Below are 21,025 nucleotides of genomic sequence, written 5' to 3' on the forward strand. Positions count from 1 at the left end.
GTCCTTTATGTGTTATTTTTGTGTATTACTCACCGGATTTAAACAGTAACAATGACCGGCATTTTGAAACAATATCGCACAGAAATCCGCAATATATTGATCATTGCCCTGGTGGCGATGCTTCTGCCATATTTACCCAAACTGGGGGCTTTTCTGCTGACCACTACTACAGGAGCTATCATTGCCCTGAGCCTGATGGGAAGTTTAGTACTGGCTTTCACATTGAAAATATACTTTCGCATATTGGTAATGCGTATTAATAAAGACAATGAGACCATTGCCTGATCTTTTTAAAACGCAACCTATTATGACGATGAGACAACTACAGCACATCTCCTATACACTTCTGCTGGCGGCATTAATGACTGCCTGTGGCAATTCCGGCACAAAGCCTGCACACGACAGTGGTGCCAGCACTCCCCAACCTGCGGAGCATGCGCCAGCGCAGGATGCGGTTATTGCGGGCAAACTACCGGACCCGGTATGTGGTATGCCTTATGATACGATGTATAAAGAATGGAGTGTATATCAGAATGACACCATTCACTTTTGTTCCCCCACCTGCAAGCGTGTATTTGATAAGAATCCGGAGAAGTATGCAGGTAAACTGGGACTGTAATCGACCGTCAGCCCTTTTTTATCTCTTACCCAATGTAACTTAGTTCAGTTTTTTGCGTTCTAATTACAAACTCCTATGCATGAGATCACTAATAACCAGCTTGCTGCTACTCATGTTATTCTGCAGCTGCGAGAAAAATGACGTGGAGCCCACGCCTGCGATAGATGTCACCGGTTCCTGGCAACTATCCCAACAGTTATCATTGCCGGATACTGTTTGGCAGAACATCGCACCCGGAGATTCCGCTTTTTATATTTTCGGCGCCAACGGCCAGTTCGTTTTTGATGCCAAGCGTTACCATTTCACGGGTACTTATAAAGTTATCCCTTCCGGCGATAAAGTAAAACTGATCATTAGCGGTAAAGATTCCATTTCTCAGTACCTCCAGGTAGAAAAGCTGAACGATAGCAGCATTCGGATAGATGACTGGTTAATTGGTGTCACCAAAGAGCAGATCAGCCGCAAATTCATCCTCATCAATAAGTAATTCACTCATAAGCAATACAATATAAAAAGTCCCGGGATAAATCCCGGGACCGTCGATTAAAACAGCTTATGAAAATCTACGCTTACGTTCAAATTATATAATAAAGTTAGCCCCCCGGTGTTACTTCAGTGTTACGGGTACATTATCAGCGTATTAACAAATTCGGTATCCCCATTCCATTATTTTACCACGCGAACATCGACCCCGTAGGGGGCATGTATTTGTAGCTCTTCATTTTCAATGGGGGGATGCGTGGAATTCACGCGATGCATCGGGATTCATGGGATCACGCGATTCACGGATTCATGGCATACAAACACACCGGAAAACAATTTTATCACCCGAAAATCGACCCCGTAGGGGTCACGTGTTTGTAGCCCCCCATTTCAATGGGGGGACGCATGGGATTCACGCGATTCATCATGAACCATGGTGGCGAATTCCCCCTCACATTCCCTGAAAACAAAACAGGGATAACGCATCGCTGCATTATCCCCGTTTCTCAACTACTAATTCCTTTTCCTTAGAAGCTATATCTCAAGCCCAGCTGCATCTGGTGTCTGCTCGCAAAGAAGTCTCTGGAGTAAGGCGTACCAGGATTAGACCAGGTGTATACCGGGTAAGCGCTTGGGGAACCAGCAGCCTTGCTGCTCAGACCTACGCTTGCGGTAGAGTTGAATGTATTTGGAGAGAAGTACTGAACACCCCAATCCTTGTTCAACAGGTTGGTCAGGTTGATGATATCGTAAGTCAGGGTCAGGGTATGAACGGTCTTACCTGCCTTGAAGTTGAAGTCCTGAGTGAAACGGAAGTCAGCTTGTGTATTCCATGGAGTACGGCCACCGTTACGCTCGGTGAACTGTCCTTTACGGCTGCTCAGGTATTTATCATTTTCTACGTAAGAGAAGAATGCATCAGCCATCGCCTGGTTCTCAGGAGTGAAGAACTTACGTGCTTCAGCCTGATCTTTCGGGATGTATACTAAGCTAACCTGTTGTGGTGTACCCTGAATGGTAGCATTCACGAAACCATAAGAGAAAGGTAAACCGGAAGATGTATTGAAGAAGAGGGAGAAGTTAGAAATAAAACGTCCCTTATGTTGCCAATCCAGTTTGTAGTTGGCAGTAGCCACAATACGGTGACGGATGTCGAAGTTGGAATAAGCCAGCTGCGGCTCATTTGGATTCAGCGCCTGGTTCAACTGCCAGTTAGACTCCATGGAGTTACGGATACCATTGGTGATGTCTTTAGACTGACCATAAGTATACGCTACTGAGAAGTTCATACCGAAATCAAATGCCTTGCTTGCCTGACCGGTTACAGCATAACGGTAACCTTTGTGTGTGTTGGACAGCAGGTAAGCGTTGGTAAACTTAGAGTTGATCTTGCTACCACTGTAGATAGGCTGTTGCTTCTGTGTATCGTAGATATTGTAAGTAGGGTTATCTACCAGGTTGACCTGCTGGAATTTCAGATCATAGATAGTTTTGGTATAGATACCTTCTACTGTAAATCTCCACCTGTTTTCTGTAGAGTAATCCAGCGCCAGGCTGCTTCTCCACATCTGCGGCATTTTGAAGTTGTTGTCGATCAGGTCCACCTGGGTAGCACCGGTTGCGTCGTTTACGTTAACACCCTGTGCAGCTACAAACTGCGCAGCGCCCTGGTCAGATACTTTCACCGGATTGCTACCTGCTACAGGAGGTGCAGTTTTGGTGAATCGTTTATCATATGCACCATAGCTTGTACCGTTGTTGTAGTATGCATAACCTAACCATGCGAATGGAATACGACCGGTGAACAGGCCAGTTCCTCCACGCAGTACCAGGCTCTGATCGCCCTTGATGTCGAAGTTAAAGCCCAGACGAGGGGAGATCTGGATGTTGTTAAGATATTTATTGTTGATGTTTCTTGGCTGTGTATAGCTGTAAGTTGTCCCGAAGTTAGGATCTACCGGAGCGTTTGTGGTCTTGTCGCTCAATGCCTGTCTGTTAGGCAGGCTGGTATAATCGAAACGGATACCTGGAGTCAGTTTAAAACGGTCAGTCAGCTGGATCTCATCCTGAGCGTACAGGCTGTACATACCGATCTTGAACTTAGCCGGAGGATTCGCCATGATATAATCACGGGAATTGTTGGTATAATTAAAGTTAGCGCGTACACGGCTTGGAGCGTCGGCCAGGAAGTCTGCGATACTGTCATAGTCTACACGGCCGTTCCAGGAGTTCACAAAACCATAGGTGATGTTGTACAACTCATTGTGTGTACCGATGGTGATGTTATGTTTGCCTTTGAAAATGTTCACGTTATCGGTGAATTCAAAGGTCTTCTGTTTCATATCGAAGATAGACGCTTCACGGTCTGTACCCAGGAAGATGGTACCACCTCTTGATTTGATCTGGATCTGTGGCAGTGAAGGGTCTGAAGAAGGGGTACGATAGTCATGGATGTTGGAATAACCGATGATCAGGCTGTTGGAAACAGTATTGTTAAAACGGCTTTTCAATTCCGCAACAGTAGAGGACTGGTTGTTCACCTGTTTGAAGTCGATACCGCTGAAACGGAAGTTCTGCTGGTCACGCTCCAGGTTGGTGGCCTCTGAAGTGATGGTATTGTTACGTACTGATAACTGGTGTTTATCATTGATGTTCCAGTCCAGACGGTTGAAGAACTTATTAGAGTTAGCATATATAGATGTGTTGCCATAAGTTCCCGGATCGTATTTACCTGATTTGGTTACATCAAGGCTCAGCATGTGCTGACGGATCTGTTCTGCCTCCTGTACGGTGATCAGTGGCATATCAGCAGAACCTGCGCCCAGGATCACCGGGTCACGACGACGTGCTATTTCCTCGTTGGTGAAGAAGAACAATTTATCCTTGATAATAGGGAAGCCCAATCTAACACCAGTCTGGTAATCATGGAAGTCGGAAGGCAGTTTGGAACCGTCACCGGCATTGTTCTTACCGATCATACCGGCATTACGGCCGAAACCATATACAGAGCCATGGAATTCGTTGGTACCGCTACGGGTTACCGCGTTGATACTACCACCCAGGAAGTTACCGATCTTCACATCATAAGGAGCCAGGTAAACCTGGATATCCTGGATCGCGTCCAGCGATACCGGGTTTGAACGGGTGCTGCTACCAGGCTGGCCGGAGCTGTTGCTCTGTCCGCCGAGGGAAGGGCTAAAGCCGATCGCATCGTTGTTGATAGCACCATCCAGGGTTACGTTATTATAACGGTAGTTGGTACCCAGGAAGGAGTTGTTGTTACTCTGTGGAGTAGCACGTGTAAAGTCCTGGAAGCTACGATTGATGGAAGGAAGGGTCTTTAACTGATTCTGACCTATTTTAAAGGCGCCACCGGATTTGCCGGTAGTATTACCTTTCACTACTACTTCACTCAGCGCAGTAGAAGCGTCGGTCAGCTGGAAGTTGAAAGTACTGCTACCCAATGACAGGTTAATGTCAGGTCTTTCTTCTTTTTTATAACCAATGAAGGAAACTGTTATTACATAAGGGCCACCTGGATTTACGTTATTGATCAGGTAACGGCCATCCGCGTTTGTTTGAGCTCCGTAACGCGTACCGGTTGATGTGTTCACTGCCAGTACTGTTACACCTGGCAACGCCTCGCCTTTACTGCTGACTACCTTTCCCGTGAGCTGGGAAGTAGTGATCTGTGCTCTCAAGCCGGCTGCAGACAGTACAAGGATACCTACAAATAGCAATAATGAATAGAATTTCTTATTCACGTCTTTTGAATTTTGACGCAAACGTATCCCTGCTACATTACGCATATGTTAACGCAATATTAAATTAATGTTAACACACCGGCGTACGTATCAAATTCAATGACTTATGGATTAAGCCATTGAACTATGTGTGAAATATTTTCTGTTGGGCTTGTTAAATTTTCACTCGTTTCCAGGCATAGATACAGGAAGCATGAGTTTGAAGTGGACCATGTTCATCCATACAAGCTTATCAGGATGCAGCAACAAATAAGGGTGTTTCGCTATATAGGTTTCCAATTTGTTCGCATTATATCAAAAATAGACAGCCTGTGTTAAGGGATTGTTACCCTAATATTAACTTTCGCTTTTAAGTATGTTAAGTTTTTCATAATGCAAGCCTTCTTTCCTGCAGCCGTTTAACATGCAGATTTACGCCTATATGAAATTATTCGTTAAAGCATGAATCACCATATCACCTCTCACTATAGCCGGATTTATCCTTATCCTCATCTTTCTTACCTGGCTTTGTTGTTTTGATGATCTGTCCCGTGTTTAGTGACAAGGCAGTTTCATGCTTGGGTTCCGCTATTACGAAGAGACTGTTGATGCGGCTGACGGCATCCAGGCGGGAAAGCTTATTTGTTATAAACAGTTCATATTCTTCCAGGTCGGCCACCATTACCTTCAGAAGATAATCATACGGACCATTGATCTTATAACATTCCATGACCTCCGGGAAAGCGTTCACTTTTGATTCAAAAAGCAGGAACACATCATGCCCATGCTCTTTCAGTGTAATATTAGCAAAGGCGGTCACATGTTTTCCCATCCGCTTCCTGTCCAATATGGCTACATACCCTTTAATATATCCTTCACATTCCAGGCGCTTTATTCTTTCAAAAATGGAGGTCACTGATTTTCCCAGTTTCGCCGCTATTTCTTTGTTGGTGAGGCGTGCGTCTTCCTGCAACAGATCCAGTATGTGTAGGTCGGTTTCATCTAACGTGAAATGCATTGGGGAATATTTTACTAAAAATACGTAGAATAAAGACACTACTCCGGAAAAAAAATCATGCGCCGCAGCGCTTTATAGATTTGTTTTCGGCTTTAGCATACATCTGTATTTCTATATACAATAATCATGACCTTTATCCTGACGCGCCAACTATCATACACCAAAATTTTTCTCATTAATGGAAACAAGAATTGTAATTCCTTTACAGGCATTAGGCCTGGAGGATATCCCTATCGTAGGCGGGAAATGTGCCTCGCTGGGGGAAATGATTGCCAACCTTTCCAGGGCCGGTATTAATATCCCCTCCGGATTTGCCATTACAACAACTGCATACTATCAGTTCTTACGCCAGAGTGGTCTGGAAGAATATATCCGCGAACAGATCGAAGGTATTGATTTCAACTCACTGGTTACCTTACGCCGGGCGGGTCAGCGCATCAGGCAGGCCATCAGCAATACCAAATTCCCTCATGAACTCAGTGCTGAGATCATCAGCGCTTATATGGAGTTGTCCAGGGAGTATGGCCAGGATATCACCGACGTAGCTGTACGCTCATCTGCCACTACTGAAGACCTGCCCGATGCCTCCTTTGCCGGCCAGCAGGAAACATATCTGAATGTACGGGGACCTGCTGCGCTCATAGATGCCGTACGTAACTGTTTTGCTTCCCTCTTTACCGACAGGGCCATTAGTTATCGGCAGAACTTCGGATATGATCATTTCAGTATCGGCCTCTCTGTCTGTGTGCAGAAGATGGTACGCTCCGACCTCGGCGCTGCTGGTGTAGCCTTCTCTCTCGATACAGAGTCAGGTTTTAAAGATGTCGTGGTAGTCAACGGCGCATTTGGCCTTGGTGAAATGGTCGTACAGGGCGCAGTATCGCCCGACGAATTCATCGTGTTCAAACCAGCGCTCAATGGCAAGTTCTCGCCCATCATTGAAAAGCGGCTGGGCATTAAGGATAAGATGATGATCTATGGGGAAAGCAATGACCAGCGCACAAAAGTGATCCCCGTTGAAAGAGGGAATCAGCAGCGATTCTGCCTGAGAGATAAACAGATCCTGCAACTGGCGGAATGGGTATGCAAAATAGAAGACTATTATTCTGAACTAAAAGACAAATGGTGCCCTATGGATATTGAATGGGCCCTCGACGGGTTAAGCAATGAACTCTTCATTGTGCAGGCCCGCCCGGAAACCATTCACTCCCAGAAAGAACATCACACTATTACTTCATATTCTCTTGAAGGCAGCGCTACTCCACTCCTGAAAGGAATAGCAGTTGGAGATAAGATCGCTTCCGGAAAGGTCAACATCCTGTTCTCTCTCGACAAACGCATCACAGAAGGAACTGAATTCAAAGCGGGCGATGTGCTGGTAACAGACATGACCGACCCTGACTGGGAGCCCATCATGAAAATGGCAGCAGCGATCGTCACCAACAAAGGTGGCAGAACCTGTCATGCGGCCATTGTAGCCAGAGAAATGGGCATCCCTGCCATCGTTGGTTGTGGTAATGCAACAGAATTACTCTCTACCGGACAAGATATTACCATCAGCTGTGCAGAAGGTGATGAAGGTATCATTTATGAAGGCCTGGTGCCTTACAAAGAAACCTCCTTCGACTTACGCGAGCTGCCTGAGATCAAAACGGCGCTGATGCTCAATGTAGCCTCTCCGGCAATGGCCTTTCAGTTCTCACACCTGCCCAACAAAGGCGTAGGGCTGGCAAGGGAAGAATTCATCATCAACAACTATATCAAGGTCCATCCGCTTGCACTGCTGCACCACAGGACCCTGAACGATCCGGCTCTGACGGCTGATATCATGCAGCTCATCAGAGGTTATGATGACGAGGAGGCTTACTTCGTACAGAAACTCGCTTACGGCATTGCAAAGATTGCAGCAGGATTCCATCCGGGTAAGGTCATTGTACGCTTCTCTGATTTCAAGAGCAATGAATACTACAATCTTTTAGGCGGAAAATATTTTGAGCCGGAAGAAGAGAACCCCATGATCGGCTGGCGGGGTGCATCGCGGTACTACTCTGAGAAATACAAGGCAGCCTTTGCATTGGAATGTAAGGCCATCAAAAAGGTGAGGGAAGAGATGGGGCTGAAGAATGTGGTGGTGATGATTCCCTTCTGCAGAACGGTGGATGAACTGTTGCTTGTACTGGATACCATGAAGCAATATGGCATAGAAAGAGGCCGTAACGGGCTGGAGGTATACCTCATGGCAGAAATACCTTCCAACATTATCATGGCTGAAGAATTTGCTGCGCATATAGATGGCTTCTCCATCGGCTCTAACGACCTTACCCAGCTTACACTGGGACTGGACCGCGACTCTTCACTGATCGCGGGCCTTTACAACGAACGTAATCCGGCGGTGTTAAGGATGATCAGCATGCTGATCACTGCAGCCAAAAGGAAACAGGTTAAAGTAGGAATATGCGGACAGGGGCCTTCTGACTTCCCCGATTTTACAAAGTTTCTCGTAGAGCAGGGTATAGACAGCATTTCAGTAACACCTGATGCGCTGCTCAAAACAGTGAAAGCGATCCATGAAGCAGAAGAACTGAAAGAACAGATCCCTTACATATAGTCTATATATAGCAGAACAGCGGGCACTGTGATGGTACCCGCTGTTACTGCGCCTATTGAATAGTGATTGTCTTGCTTGCCCAACTGCTTATACAGTTAGATGTAGTGATCCTTGTTCTGAACACATAAGTGCCGGGGGCCAGGCTTGGCACCTGGAACTCGATATCGGAATCAGTAGAAGTATAGTTATAACCCGTGGCGCTGTTTGTGATCTGCCATTCTATAAAATTAAGAGGTCCTCTATATGAAGGATACAATGTTCCGGAAGCCTCTCCTGAAGAAACTACAGCAGGACGGTTGATGAATGTCTGCAGATTACAGGAATTAAGCGGATACAATGTATTTACGGCTAACCTGTCATACGAGCTTAACAGGGTATTGCCATCAATGCTGGTAGAGAAGAACTTCCTCATCACAGAATTAGGATCCTCTACTGTAATATTGGAGAAATAGTTTGCTCCGAAGTAATAACCATTCTCGCTGTTAGGCTCTCCATAAATGTCCCAGTCGCTATGACGTAATCCCAGCATATGCCCTATTTCATGTGTCAATATCCAGCTGATCTGGTTACTGGAGAGATGCAGTGAATTGATATAATTCTGGTCCACAAGGATGTTATAACCTGGCACACCGTTCATATTCGGCAGGCCTGGAAAATCTGCCATTGCCAGTACACCTGAAGGGAGCGTGGTGAAAATAAGGTTCCAGTCATATCCCTGATCTGTTTGGAACAGCATATGAAAGTTAAGATTGGAACCTATTGAATTCCATTCATACAATGCCCTGTTCAAAGCAGCATAGTAGGTACTATTAGACCACCACGGCTGCGATGTATAGATCCTGATGTTGTTAAACGACAACAACTGGTCAGTGTAAGCATGGCGATCGTTGGGCTTGAAGACAGGAACAGAGAAGGTGTCAAGGAACTTTTTTGAAATTGCAATATCGCCTTCCACAACAAAGATCGAATCATAGCATTTTACGGAAGACACATCAAGTCCCAGCTTTGCAATCTTGTCGAGATATTTCTGATCAATATGCTCCTGATTACCATTGGCAGATGCCGGATTAGAGATGTCGTTTTTCTTACAGGCAACAAAACAAAACAAAAGCAATAGCGCTACCGTGAGTAGCGAAGATGTGATTCTCATTTGAGGGCTCAATTAAAAGTTAACAAAATAATAAGGGTATATCGATGGATAAGTTAGCGTATCTCTGTTAAAGGGAATATTAAGAAATCGTTAAGGAGGCCCCTATTGAAAAGGGGCCGTATCGGGAAGCAACACATAAAAAAAACAAAAGAGGGACAGACGCAAAGTCTATCCCTCCTGACAAGCAGTTATATACAAAGATTACTCTTTTACGTATACGGTTTCGTTTGGAGACCAGTTGATCCAGGATTGTTTAGTCCATGGGTTAGCAGGATCTACCGCACCAACATAATTAACTTTATCAAAGAAAGCATCGAACTCGGCGCCCCATACTGCAGCTTTTGCAGTTTTCAGCGCAAATTCAGTGTTGCTGGCTTTGTAAGCAGCAGCAGCAGGGACCTTGGCAAATACATCACCAAGCGTTTTCAGTGTGTCATTCTTGCTTGCTACAGTCATCACCAGGTTCAGGATAGCAGCACCGTTCAGGTAGCTGGCATCTTTGGTGTCAGCATCAAAGTATACAGGACCGATAGCAGTAGCACCTGCACCACGGGCGCTGGACACAGGGCTCACACCACCAACCTGGAAGATAGAGTTAACGATTTTAGAGTTGCCAGCAGCCACAGAGTCCTGAGCAACTTTACTCTCAACATCAATAGCAACCGGATCTCCAGAGAATACAGAGTTAGCTACAGTGAAAGTAGCGCCTCTTCTCCATCTTGCACCAGCGTAGAAATAATCGCCATTACCGGTAGCAGCACCAGGACCAACGATGGTCAGGTTAGAAATGATCGGGTGAGTGAAAGGAGTGCTGGCGTTTGCACCGCTCAGGTTATCAACTTCAAGACCGTTTGACAGACTTACTACGTCAGAAGCCGCAGGATCCTGTAAAGCTACGCAGTACTGCAGCTTACCTTTGAAACCGCTGTCCATATCGAAGTTGTCGTCCAGTGTACCGTAAGCAACCAGGTATTTACAGTTTACATTACCGCCAAACCATTCGAAAGCATCGTCGCCGGAGTAGCTAACCTGTACGTGGTCAACTGTAGTACCGGCACCAACAGCGTAGAAAGTAACACCGTTCACTTCACTATCAGGAGTGCTGGACAGTGCAATACCACCAAATTCCACCCTTACATACTGGAGAATACCAGAGTTGTCCATATCATCACCCTGAGCAGCACCGGTAGGATTACCATAAGACAGGCTAACAGTTGCATCAACTTCCTGTAAACCTTCTACGTTTCTTTTGTCAGCAGCCCTGTTTGTGCTTGCCTTCCCTAACAGGATGATACCACCCCAGTCACCTTTCTTACGTGCACCAGGAGCTTTGGAGGAAGTGAATACGATCGGTGCATCTGCAGTGCCCTTAGCGATCAGCTTAGCACCTGCAGTGATGATCAGTGTACCACCGGTAGTAGTGGTAACAGTTCCACCGAGAATTGTTGTACCTGGTTCGATGGTCAGTGTAGCGTTGTTAACAACGTACACATATTCCTTCATGAGGTAGATAGTATCTTTTGAAAGCGTTCTATTTGCAGCAATTTTACCTTTCAGCTCAACGGTTGCTTTTGGTTTATCAGGTGTTGGCGTTACCTTATCATCGTCCTTACAAGCTACAAATGTGGCAGCCAGTGCAGTAGCCATAAGCAAAACCGATGTTTTCATTTTTGTCATAGAATTAGAAATTAATTTTTACCAAAAAAATAGATTAAATGTTATAGGAATATTAGCTGTATGTTATGAAATGATCAACTTATTAATGGAATGTATAAGAGAAGCTCAACGAGAAGTTTGTACCATATTTGTACGTGTAGAACAGGTAATCTGTCCCCTTTGAATAGCTCTTCTTATTGTCTTTGTTCTGGTATAATACGTATGGGTTGTTTAAAATATCAGAGATATTCAGTTTTATCTCTGCATTCTTCTTAAACAGGCGTTTGCTGAGTTGCAGGTCGAGCAGGTTCCTTGAATTTTCAAAGATATCCAGCTTGTTGCTGCTGTCATCTCCAACGATATTGATCCTTGGGCCAATCCTGTTATACAGGACGGTTACGCCCATATCATTATTAGGGTTATTGATCTGCAAGCCCGCATTGATCAGGTACGGCGACTGGCCAGGCATGCGTCTTGTTTCACCATTGATGTTACGCACGGTCTGGTTAGGATTTTTGATAGAAGAATGGATATATGCTCCGTTGGCGAAAACATAGGAGTTCTTTCCCCAGTTACCCATTGCAAACTCCAGGTTCTTACGCACTTCCAGTTCTGCACCGAAAGTATTAGCGTCATCCAGGTTGATATAAGTACGGTCATTATTGTCAAGGCTGTACCAGGACTCAGAAATCGGATTCTTGAATTTCTTGTAGAAAACAGCCACTGCAAAAGTCTCTCCGGCGCCGGGATACAGCTCATAACGAAGGTCGATATTGCTGATACGTGTCTGCTTTAACTTGGGATTACCAAAAACGGCAGCAGTGTTCTGGAAATCGAAGAAGCTGAAAGATGCTATTTCCCGGAATTCCGGTCTTGCAACAGTGTTGGAATATGACAATCGCAGATTGGTTTTATCTGTCAGCGCGTATACGAAGTTAGCAGATGGCAGGAAGCTGCTGTAGGTAGTATCTGTGGTATAAGATCCGGATCCTACGTTGGTTTTCGGCTTCAGTTGTTGTCTGTAAGATTCATAACGAAGGCCCCATATTACTCTCAGCTTTTTCGTAATGAAATTATCAAACATGAAATAACCAGCAGTCAGGTTAGATGAAGCATCATAGATACCGGAAGGTGAGGTATTGTCTAACAGATAGATACCATTGCTACCCAGGTTCTCATTTGAGAACAATTCATAAGGGCTGGCTGTCAGTTTATCGTATGGAAATCCGGGTGCGGATTGATATGATAATGGCCTGTAGCTAGAGAAGCGTTTTCTGTACTGTTCAAATCCACCGATCTTCAGAGAATGGTCTTTGCTGTCTTTTACCAGTGGGAACTGGTAAGAAGCACCACCATTGAAAATATTATCGTTCACTTTGAAGTAGCCACGGGAAGAACCTCCATTTACAGGCTGATTGATGATAGCATGGCTATCTGTATAGTTGGAAATACGGATATCCGGCTCCTGGCGGTTAGTGTTGGAATAGTTTACCATCCATTCTATTCTCCTGTTATTGCCAAGTCCATGTTCACCCTGTAAAGTAGAAGACAGGATATAACGCTGTACCAGGTTAAGCAGGTAAGATTGTGACAAATAATGGAAGGGAGGATTAGGATCAGTAGCCACCTGGCGCAGCACAGTATTATTATCAAGAATACGATTATAGATATTCTTGAAAGATATCTTGTTGTTTTTGTAACTGTAAGCAAAGTTTGCTACAGCACCCAAGGCACTTGAATACTTGTTGCTGGTATCAATATTATGGCGTTTATACACCTTGTTGTCTATATCAAAATCATTACGCTCTGCAAACTCATTACGTTCACTATGGCTGTGTGTGAGTGAGAATACATAACCCAGTTTACGCTCACCGTAATACTTCGTATTACCAGCAGTCAATTGTAAACTTGTACCTGGCGCAACAGTCGTTTTGGATATTTTCCAGTTATTTTTGAAAGACCTGTTCAGATCATCCTGAGCTTTTCCGGATACATTATTAAAATCTTCGGCCGTAGCAGGAACACCTGAAGGCAGCTTCCTTGAACCATTGTCAAATGTCCAGTAATCAGTACTACCACGCATACCTGACTTGGCATCTTTGAAGGTAGACAATGTATTTACAGACATACCCACAGAAGCAGTCACAAATTTCTCATCTGGGAAATCTTTTGTGCTTACCTGGATCAGACCACCTGCGAAGTCGCCCGGTTTATCGGGAGTAGCAGTTTTGTTGATCACCATATTATCGATCAAACCGGAAGGGATGATATCGAAAGAGAATGATTTCCTGTCAGGCTCTGTACTTGGCAACAGCACATTGTTCATAGTGGCGTTGTTGTAACGGTCAGTCAGACCACGCACTACTACGAATTTATTATCCTGTATACTTGCGCCGCTCACACGTTTTAATACTTCACCTGTATTCTTATCAGGGGATGCTTTGATCTGTTCTGCAGAGATGCCGCTGGATACAGCTACGTTATTCTTCTGTGCAGTATATAAAGCATTGATCGTCTCCTGTTTGAAAGAACCCCTGATCACGACCTCCTTCAGGTCCTTGGATTTAGGTTCATCCATGATCACAGGTAACTGTGTAGGAGCGCCGGGTTTCACCACCACTTCGCTTACCGCTTTGGTCTGGTACCCCATGTATTTAAACTCCAGCGTATAGGTACCGGGAGCGAGATTTAAAGTATAGCGGCCTTCAACATCAGTAACCGCACCGGTACTTGTACCTTGTACTATAACAGTAACGCCTATGAGGGCTTCACCTGTTTTCTGGTCAGTTACTTTACCTGTTACTTTCCCATTATCTATTACAGCAAACGCGGAAAGGAAGGAGCTCAAAAGAAGGCATACACATAACAGTGCGGACACAAAAGAATGTTTCACGATATAAGCTGATTCTGTGAGTTGATAGAATTTCTGCCGCAAAAGTATCGTGGGTGTGTTACCGCAGTGTTACAGCAAGGTTACGAGAATGTTAATTGTTAAGGAATGATTAAAAAATAGTTAACACGGTCAGGGATAGTTAAGGCTCACAGGATAGTAATAACAAATAAGTCAGGCGTGGTAATGCTAAGTGCACCGGGTATCAGCAGGCAATTTGCTGCGGTCCCTGATGGTTATTGTTCAACAACCTCTCAAGCGTAATATCAAGCTGCGCATTGTATTCGTTATTATGTTTTTTCCCATCCGATAATGAAGCAATTAACTGGAACAGATGCATGCTTTTATTTGTAAACGGCTTGTTATCCTTATTACAAAGCTCCAGTGTAAAATTGAATTTATCTTCCAGCTCTTCTTCAAACTCTCTCAGGCTTAAAGTTTCATCGATAGGAAATTCGATCAGCATTTCTTCGGGGAAACCGGCTTCTCCTAATGTATCAAATGCATTGGCCGGTGAATTGCGCAGGTAAACTGCTATGTTACACGAAAGCAGTCGCTGAAACTGCATTTGTAACAGGGAAACTGTCATTAGAGGATGTAACTTCAATACTTTCATCTTACTATTTATGTTAGCATTACCAGTCGGATCACTGAATATAATATCACAAACTTAACAGCCCTGTATTAAATGAATATTAAGCAGTTGTTATTATATCATAAATAAATGTTAAATAACAATGGTTTATATATGAGCTATTGTTGCGGGAAGCTGATCACCTTGGAAATATCACCCCAGGGCACGATGGAGGCATCTTCTTCCTCTTCCGGTAATACAACACGGGTTTTGGATACGGGGTATTGGTAAAGGGTCCATTGTCCATTGGTATATTCCAGCGAGGTCAGGCTTTCCACCCAATCTCCGGAATTCAGATAAGTAACGGTTTTACCGTTATGCTGCATTTCTTTGATAATAGGTTGGTGGATGTGCCCACAGCACACCACATCAAATTCTTTATCGATCGCTATTTCGGCTACTACCTGTTCAAAATCGGAAATGAACTTAACCGCCTGTTTCACACCATGTTTCACTTTTTTGGAAAAGCTCATTTTCTCCTTTCCCATCCGCTCTAACATATTATTAACCAGCCTGTTAATAATTATCAGCAGGTCATATCCCTTTCCTCCCAGCTTAGCCAGCCATTTTGAGTTCTTCATGGTAACATCGTACACATCACCATGGAAGAACCAATGTCTTTTCCCATCTACCTCCAGGATCAGTTTATTATCAATGACCAGGTTCCCCAATCCGAACCCGGCAAATTTCCGCAGGGCCTCATCGTGGTTACCTGTCAGGTAATATACCTCTGTTCCCTTTCCGGTCATTTTTAGGATCCTGCGGATCACTTTGGTATGTGCTTTCGGGAAATAACGTTTGCTAAACTGCCAGATATCAATAATATCCCCGTTCAGTACCAATATCTTAGGATCAATGCTATCCAGGTACTGTACCAGTTCCTTGGCATGGCAACCGTAAATTCCGAGATGTACGTCAGATATCACAACAATATCGAGAGGGCGCTTTTCAGACATTTTTAATGAGGATTGAACCGAAAAAACCGGGCAGTTGTTAGGTTTGGTTAAAAATAGTTTAGTCCGTCAAAAACGGCCACAGGTGTAGGGATAACCTCATCACACGCAGCCTTTTTTCACAATACAAAGAAAAAATTGCTATATTACTTTTATATTAATCCAGTGTTAAGGAATCATTAAGGATAATATTTTCTTGGAGGTATTGCCGGCGGAAAGCTATTTTTGCGCCAAATTTTCAAACAAAGAGTATGGGAGGCTTCAATTCTTTTGTAAAGTTATTTATACCAAAAGACAGGGTTTTTTATTCATTATTCGAAGATGTGTCTGCCAACCTGGTAGAAATGGGGAAGGTGCTGGTTGAACTGGTTTCCGCTACAGACATGGCAGTGCGTAAGGACAAAACCCATCTGATTGAGCGGCTCGAGCACAAGAATGATGATTTTACTCATCGCATCTTTGTGGAACTGGGCCAGAACTTCATTACTCCATTTGACCGTGAAGACATCCACCACCTGGCGGCTACCCTGGACGATGTAGCTGACTATATCCACGGTTCCGCAAAAAGACTGGACCTGTATAAAGTACAGGAAATCAATGAAAGTGTTCGTAAACTGGCTGACCTGATCTACCAGGGTACCCTGGAGCTGCACAAAGCGATCCCCGAACTGCGTACCATGTCCAACATGCGTAACATTACGGATGCCTGTGTAAGGATCAATAGCCTGGAGAACCATGCGGATGACATCTATGACATGGCCATTGCAGATCTGTTCGAGAAAGAAGCCAACAATGCAGGGGAACTGCTGAAAATGCGTGAACTGTACCAGGCACTGGAAATCGCTACGGATAAATGCGAAGATTGCGCCAATGTGATAGAGTCCATCATCATAAAATATGCATAATCAAAAGATTATGTATCTCCGGTATGCCTATTTAATGCAAACTACTTTCTAATGACCTTACTTGTCTCCATCATTATACTGGCGTTCATATTCGATTATATCAACGGTTTTCATGATGCGGCTAATTCTATAGCTACCATCGTATCCACCAAGGTGCTGACTCCCTTCCAGGCAGTACTATGGGCTGCCGTATTCAACTTTGCGGCTTTCTTTATTTCCAAGTACGTTTACGGGGAGTTCAAAGTGGGAAACACGATCGCTAAATCGGTTTTTGAACAATTTATTACCCTGAAGGTGATCCTTTGCGGTCTGATAGCTGCCATTACCTGGAACCTGCTGACCTGGTGGTATGGTATACCTTCCAGTTCTTCACATACCCTTATCGGTGGTTTCATAGGCGCTGCCATAGCAGCAGCACATGGCTCTTTTGACGTGATCAACTATGCCAAGGTAATGCCTATTATTTACTTCATCGCCCTGGCGCCTTTCATAGGGATGATCGTAGCTTTTGTGATCACTATTATTATTATGAACGTATGCCGTAAGGCAAATCCTTACAGGGCGGAAAACTGGTTCAAGCGCTTACAGCTGGTATCTTCAGGAGCCCTGAGCCTTGCGCACGGTGGTAACGATGCCCAGAAGGTAATGGGTATCATTGCTGCAGCACTGGTAGCCCATGGCACTATTGACGATGTTACCAAAGTTCCGAACTGGGTGCCATTATCCTGCTTCGTTGCCATAGCCCTCGGTACCATGAGCGGTGGCTGGAAGATCGTTAAAACCATGGGATCCCGTATCACCAAGGTAACACCACTGGAAGGTGTGGCTGCGGAAACTGCGGGTGCCGTTACGCTTTACCTCACAGAAACACTGGGTATTCCTGTGAGTACCACCCACACCATTACCGGTTCTATTATCGGGGTGGGCGCTACAAAACGTCTCTCTGCGGTACGCTGGGGGGTAACCGTAAGCCTGCTCTGGGCATGGATACTGACCATTCCTATCAGTGCATTACTGGCTGCTGCTGTGTACTTTGTAGTCAATCTATTCCTCTGATAAGCAGTATAACTACTTATTATAATAAGCCCTCCGGCATCGCCCATTGCAAATGGAATGACCGGAGGGCTTTCTCTTTTAATACCCCTGCTTTTTGAGTTTTTCCTTTTTTTTATCACAGAGCCCCCTATTTTTGTAGGGCTTTTGAAGAACCTGTTTTCATTATTCATTCTTATAATAAATGCTATGAAAGGTATCATACTGGCCGGAGGTTCCGGGACTCGTTTACACCCCATTACCTATGCCATCAGCAAACAAATCATGCCGGTTTATGATAAACCAATGATTTATTATCCGCTTTCCACTTTGATGCTGGCCGGTATAAAAGAGATCCTGATCATATCTACACCACACGACCTGCCCGCTTTCAAAAGGTTATTCGGCAACGGTGAGCAACTTGGGTTGAAGCTGAACTATGCGGAACAGCCCCTCCCAAATGGTCTCGCACAGGCATTTGTAATAGGCCGTGACTTTATTGGAGATGATAATGTAGCATTGGTACTGGGTGATAATATCTTTTACGGCGCCGGCCTGGGTACACAGCTGGCCAACAACGTAAAACCAGAGGGAGGTATCGTATACGCCTACCAGGTATCTGACCCTGAACGCTATGGGGTAGTAGAGTTTGATGAAAAGATGCAGGCCGTGTCCATAGAGGAAAAACCTCAACAGCCCAAGAGCAGCTATGCTGTGCCAGGATTATATTTCTACGATAATGACGTTATTAAAATAGCCGCAGATCTGAAGCCCAGCCCACGCGGGGAATATGAGATCACCGATGTGAACAGGGAATACCTGCGCCGCGGAAAACTGAAAGTGTCTATCCTGCCCCGTGGTACGGCCTGGCTGGACACCGGCACCTTTGACTCACTCATGCAGGCCTCACAGTTCGTCCAGGTCATCGAACAACGACAGGGCATCAAGATTGCCTGCATAGAGGAAATTGCTTACAGGCAGGGCTTTATTTCCCGTGAACAATTACAGACGCTTGCACAGCCATTACTGAAAAGCGGCTATGGACAATATCTGGAAAAGATCCTTGAACAGAAAATCTGAACATTAAAAATTAAGAATTAAGGATTAGGAAACGTACATTCGTAACTCAATTATTTAAATCAGCATTTGCGGGCATAAATTCCCGTCCTTAATTCCAGGTTCATTTGCACATCTGATTGTAATTAATCCTAAAACATTCAAAAAAAATAAAGACATATGAAGGTTCTTGTTACCGGTGGTTGCGGTTATATCGGTGCGCACACTATCGTAGATCTGATTAACAATGGCTTTGACGTAGTTTCAGTAGACAGCAACATCCGCAGCAGTACACAACTGCTGGACGGCATCGAAAAAATCACAGGCAAAAAGATCCGTAACTACAAGGTAGACCTCTGCAACCTGGAAGATACACACGCCGTGTTCCATGAAAACCGTGATATCGTAGGCGTGATCCACTTTGCAGCGCTTAAAACAGTTCCAGAATCAGTAGCTGATCCATTATTTTACTTCCATAATAATCTCGCTTCCCTGGTGAACGTACTGAAGTGTGTGAAAGAGTTCAATATCCCTAACCTGGTATTCTCTTCCTCCTGCTCCGTATATGGCAATACCACGGAACTGCCTGTAGTAGAGGCCACTCCGCTGGGAGAAGCACAATCTCCTTACGCCCGCACCAAACAAATGGGCGAACAGATGATCCAGGATTATAGTAAGGTCAATGATACCCAGTCCATCCTGCTCCGTTACTTTAATCCCGTTGGCGCCCATCCTTCCGCACTGATCGGAGAACTGCCGCTGGGCCGCCCGGACAACCTGGTACCGGTTATTACGCAGACAGCCATCGGCAAAATTCCAAAGCTGACGGTGTTTGGTCATGACTACGATACCCGCGATGGTTCCTGCATCCGCGATTATATCCATGTAATGGATATAGCCAACGCCCATACAAAGGCCCTGCAATACCTGCTGGATCAGAAGAATACAGACAATTGCGAGATCTTCAACCTCGGTACCGGCAACGGCGTGACCGTACTGGAAGCTATCAAGGCCTTTGAAAAGATCTCCGGCGTAAAACTGAACTATGAACTGGGGCCACGCCGTCCGGGCGATGTGATCGCCATATATGCCAATAATAACAAGGCCAAGCAGTTGCTGGGCTGGGAACCGAATATCGGCATAGAAGATATGATGCGCACGGCCTGGCAGTGGGAAGTGGCTTTAAGAGACAGGGTTCTTAGTAATTAAAAAGTTTATTTCTTACATTTACGACACAATTCTTAATATAAGGCTATGGTAAAAGATATTAAACCGTTAAATGAGAAAGAGACACGCGCAGGCTTTGGAGAAGGTATATTGGAAGCTGGGCGTAAAAATCCTAATGTAGTAGCACTGACTGCTGACCTGTTGGGTTCGATGAAACTGAATGCCTTTATTAAGGAGTTTCCTGACCGCTTTGTACAGGTAGGTATCGCTGAAGCAAATATGATAGGTATAGCTGCCGGTATGACCATCGGTGGTAAGATCCCATATACTACTACATTTGCTAACTTTTCCACAGGCCGTGTATACGACCAGATCCGCCAGTCCGTTGCCTATTCCGGCAAGAACGTAAAGATCTGTGCATCTCATGCCGGTTTAACACTTGGTGAAGATGGTGCTACCCACCAGATCCTGGAAGATATCGGTATGATGAAAATGCTCCCGGGCATGACCGTGATCGTTCCATGCGATTTCAACCAGACAAAAGCAGCTACTATCGCCGTAGCCGACTACGAAGGACCAGTTTATCTCCGTTTCGGCCGTCCGAAATGGCCTAACTTCACTCCGGAAGACCAGAAATTCGAAGTAGGTAAAGCCCAGATACTGCACGAAGGAACAGACATCACCCTGTTCGCCTGCGGTCACATGGTATGGTTATCTGTCGAAGCAGGTAAGATCCTGGAAGAAAGAGGTTACAGTGTTGAGATCATCAATATCCACACTATTAAACCACTGGACGAAGAAGCAGTACTGCGTTCCATCTCTAAGACCGGTTGCGCAGTAACCGCTGAAGAGCATAACGTACTGGGAGGTCTGGGCGACAGCATCGCACAGGTAGCGGCCCGCCACAATCCAATTCCTATCGAATACGTAGGTACCAATGATACTTTCGGTGAAAGTGGTAAACCACTGGATCTGCTGAAGAAATATGGCCTGGATACAGATCATATCGTTGCTGCTGCTGAAAAAGCAATAGCCAGAAAGAAGAAATAATCTGTACCGGATTAAACTTTACATAAAAAAAACCATCTTACAGGTGGTTTTTTTTATGTAA

The 21,025-nt window shown here is 44.9% G+C and carries 16 protein-coding genes; 9 read left to right on the forward strand and 7 right to left on the reverse strand.

Annotated elements, in window-relative coordinates:
* Positions 1–51 precede the first annotated feature (51 nt).
* The 3 genes from MYF79_RS00935 to MYF79_RS00945 all read left to right on the forward strand — a co-directional run bounded on the left by MYF79_RS00935 (position 52) and on the right by MYF79_RS00945 (position 1,106).
* Positions 52–285, forward strand: a complete 234-nt coding sequence (locus MYF79_RS00935; protein WP_247812118.1) for a hypothetical protein — start codon at positions 52–54, stop codon at positions 283–285.
* 22 nt (positions 286–307) lie between these two features.
* On the forward strand, positions 308–619 hold the full coding sequence (locus MYF79_RS00940; protein ID WP_247812119.1) for a YHS domain-containing protein: 312 nt from the start codon (positions 308–310) through the stop codon (positions 617–619).
* A gap of 79 nt (positions 620–698) precedes the next feature.
* Positions 699–1,106, forward strand: a complete 408-nt coding sequence (locus tag MYF79_RS00945; protein ID WP_247812120.1) for a hypothetical protein — start codon at positions 699–701, stop codon at positions 1,104–1,106.
* A gap of 523 nt (positions 1,107–1,629) precedes the next feature.
* On the opposite strand, the gene MYF79_RS00950 is transcribed toward MYF79_RS00945, so the two are convergent.
* Both MYF79_RS00950 and MYF79_RS00955 read right to left on the reverse strand, forming a co-directional pair.
* Positions 1,630–4,866, reverse strand: a complete 3,237-nt coding sequence (locus MYF79_RS00950; protein ID WP_247812121.1) for a TonB-dependent receptor — start codon at positions 4,864–4,866, stop codon at positions 1,630–1,632.
* 454 nt (positions 4,867–5,320) lie between these two features.
* Complete coding sequence (locus MYF79_RS00955) at positions 5,321–5,863, reverse strand: Lrp/AsnC family transcriptional regulator (RefSeq protein WP_247812122.1); 543 nt, start codon at positions 5,861–5,863, stop codon at positions 5,321–5,323.
* A gap of 178 nt (positions 5,864–6,041) precedes the next feature.
* Here MYF79_RS00955 and ppsA point away from each other — a divergent pair, with 178 nt between their 5' ends.
* On the forward strand, positions 6,042–8,471 hold the full coding sequence (ppsA, locus tag MYF79_RS00960) for a phosphoenolpyruvate synthase (protein WP_247812123.1): 2,430 nt from the start codon (positions 6,042–6,044) through the stop codon (positions 8,469–8,471).
* 52 nt (positions 8,472–8,523) lie between these two features.
* Here the strand turns inward: ppsA and MYF79_RS00965 are convergent, their stop codons facing one another.
* The 5 genes from MYF79_RS00965 to MYF79_RS00985 form a co-directional block, all read right to left on the reverse strand.
* Complete coding sequence (locus tag MYF79_RS00965) at positions 8,524–9,621, reverse strand: M57 family metalloprotease (RefSeq protein WP_247812124.1); 1,098 nt, start codon at positions 9,619–9,621, stop codon at positions 8,524–8,526.
* Between the two features lie 201 nt (positions 9,622–9,822).
* Positions 9,823–11,289, reverse strand: coding sequence for a hypothetical protein (locus MYF79_RS00970; protein ID WP_247812125.1), 1,467 nt, complete (start codon positions 11,287–11,289; stop codon positions 9,823–9,825).
* Between the two features lie 91 nt (positions 11,290–11,380).
* On the reverse strand, positions 11,381–14,155 hold the full coding sequence (locus MYF79_RS00975; protein WP_247812126.1) for a TonB-dependent receptor: 2,775 nt from the start codon (positions 14,153–14,155) through the stop codon (positions 11,381–11,383).
* Positions 14,156–14,372: 217 nt separating this feature from the next.
* Complete coding sequence (locus MYF79_RS00980; RefSeq protein ID WP_247812127.1) at positions 14,373–14,783, reverse strand: hypothetical protein; 411 nt, start codon at positions 14,781–14,783, stop codon at positions 14,373–14,375.
* A gap of 137 nt (positions 14,784–14,920) precedes the next feature.
* Positions 14,921–15,757, reverse strand: a complete 837-nt coding sequence (locus MYF79_RS00985) for a UDP-2,3-diacylglucosamine diphosphatase (protein ID WP_199653768.1) — start codon at positions 15,755–15,757, stop codon at positions 14,921–14,923.
* A 248-nt stretch (positions 15,758–16,005) separates the two neighbouring features.
* On the opposite strand from MYF79_RS00985, the gene MYF79_RS00990 reads away from it, so the two are divergent.
* The 5 genes from MYF79_RS00990 (at position 16,006) to MYF79_RS01010 (ending at position 20,964) form a co-directional block, all read left to right on the forward strand.
* On the forward strand, positions 16,006–16,659 hold the full coding sequence (locus MYF79_RS00990) for a DUF47 domain-containing protein (protein ID WP_247812128.1): 654 nt from the start codon (positions 16,006–16,008) through the stop codon (positions 16,657–16,659).
* A 51-nt stretch (positions 16,660–16,710) separates the two neighbouring features.
* Positions 16,711–17,715, forward strand: coding sequence for an inorganic phosphate transporter (locus tag MYF79_RS00995; protein WP_199653770.1), 1,005 nt, complete (start codon positions 16,711–16,713; stop codon positions 17,713–17,715).
* A 186-nt stretch (positions 17,716–17,901) separates the two neighbouring features.
* On the forward strand, positions 17,902–18,771 hold the full coding sequence (gene rfbA, locus MYF79_RS01000; protein ID WP_247812129.1) for a glucose-1-phosphate thymidylyltransferase RfbA: 870 nt from the start codon (positions 17,902–17,904) through the stop codon (positions 18,769–18,771).
* Between the two features lie 156 nt (positions 18,772–18,927).
* On the forward strand, positions 18,928–19,956 hold the full coding sequence (gene galE, locus MYF79_RS01005; protein WP_247812130.1) for a UDP-glucose 4-epimerase GalE: 1,029 nt from the start codon (positions 18,928–18,930) through the stop codon (positions 19,954–19,956).
* Between the two features lie 45 nt (positions 19,957–20,001).
* Entirely contained in the window at positions 20,002–20,964 is a 963-nt protein-coding gene (locus tag MYF79_RS01010; RefSeq protein ID WP_199653773.1) for a transketolase family protein, read from the forward strand.
* The last annotated feature ends 61 nt before the right edge of the window (positions 20,965–21,025 follow it).

It is taken from the genome of Chitinophaga filiformis (assembly GCF_023100805.1).
GTDB lineage: Bacteria > Bacteroidota > Bacteroidia > Chitinophagales > Chitinophagaceae > Chitinophaga > Chitinophaga filiformis_B.

Bases quoted from the DNA above. Each gene is read 5' to 3' on its own strand.
- MYF79_RS00935 (WP_247812118.1), top strand. From the start codon at position 52: ATGACCGGCATTTTGAAACAATATCGCACAGAAATCCGCAATATATTG.
- MYF79_RS00940 (WP_247812119.1), top strand. From the start codon at position 308: ATGACGATGAGACAACTACAGCACATCTCCTATACACTTCTGCTGGCG.
- MYF79_RS00945 (WP_247812120.1), top strand. From the start codon at position 699: ATGAGATCACTAATAACCAGCTTGCTGCTACTCATGTTATTCTGCAGC.
- MYF79_RS00955 (WP_247812122.1), bottom strand. From the start codon at position 5,863: ATGCATTTCACGTTAGATGAAACCGACCTACACATACTGGATCTGTTG.
- ppsA (WP_247812123.1), top strand. From the start codon at position 6,042: ATGGAAACAAGAATTGTAATTCCTTTACAGGCATTAGGCCTGGAGGAT.
- MYF79_RS00965 (WP_247812124.1), bottom strand. From the start codon at position 9,621: ATGAGAATCACATCTTCGCTACTCACGGTAGCGCTATTGCTTTTGTTT.
- MYF79_RS00970 (WP_247812125.1), bottom strand. From the start codon at position 11,289: ATGAAAACATCGGTTTTGCTTATGGCTACTGCACTGGCTGCCACATTT.
- MYF79_RS00980 (WP_247812127.1), bottom strand. From the start codon at position 14,783: ATGAAAGTATTGAAGTTACATCCTCTAATGACAGTTTCCCTGTTACAA.
- MYF79_RS00985 (WP_199653768.1), bottom strand. From the start codon at position 15,757: ATGTCTGAAAAGCGCCCTCTCGATATTGTTGTGATATCTGACGTACAT.
- MYF79_RS00990 (WP_247812128.1), top strand. From the start codon at position 16,006: ATGGGAGGCTTCAATTCTTTTGTAAAGTTATTTATACCAAAAGACAGG.
- MYF79_RS00995 (WP_199653770.1), top strand. From the start codon at position 16,711: ATGACCTTACTTGTCTCCATCATTATACTGGCGTTCATATTCGATTAT.
- rfbA (WP_247812129.1), top strand. From the start codon at position 17,902: ATGAAAGGTATCATACTGGCCGGAGGTTCCGGGACTCGTTTACACCCC.
- galE (WP_247812130.1), top strand. From the start codon at position 18,928: ATGAAGGTTCTTGTTACCGGTGGTTGCGGTTATATCGGTGCGCACACT.
- MYF79_RS01010 (WP_199653773.1), top strand. From the start codon at position 20,002: ATGGTAAAAGATATTAAACCGTTAAATGAGAAAGAGACACGCGCAGGC.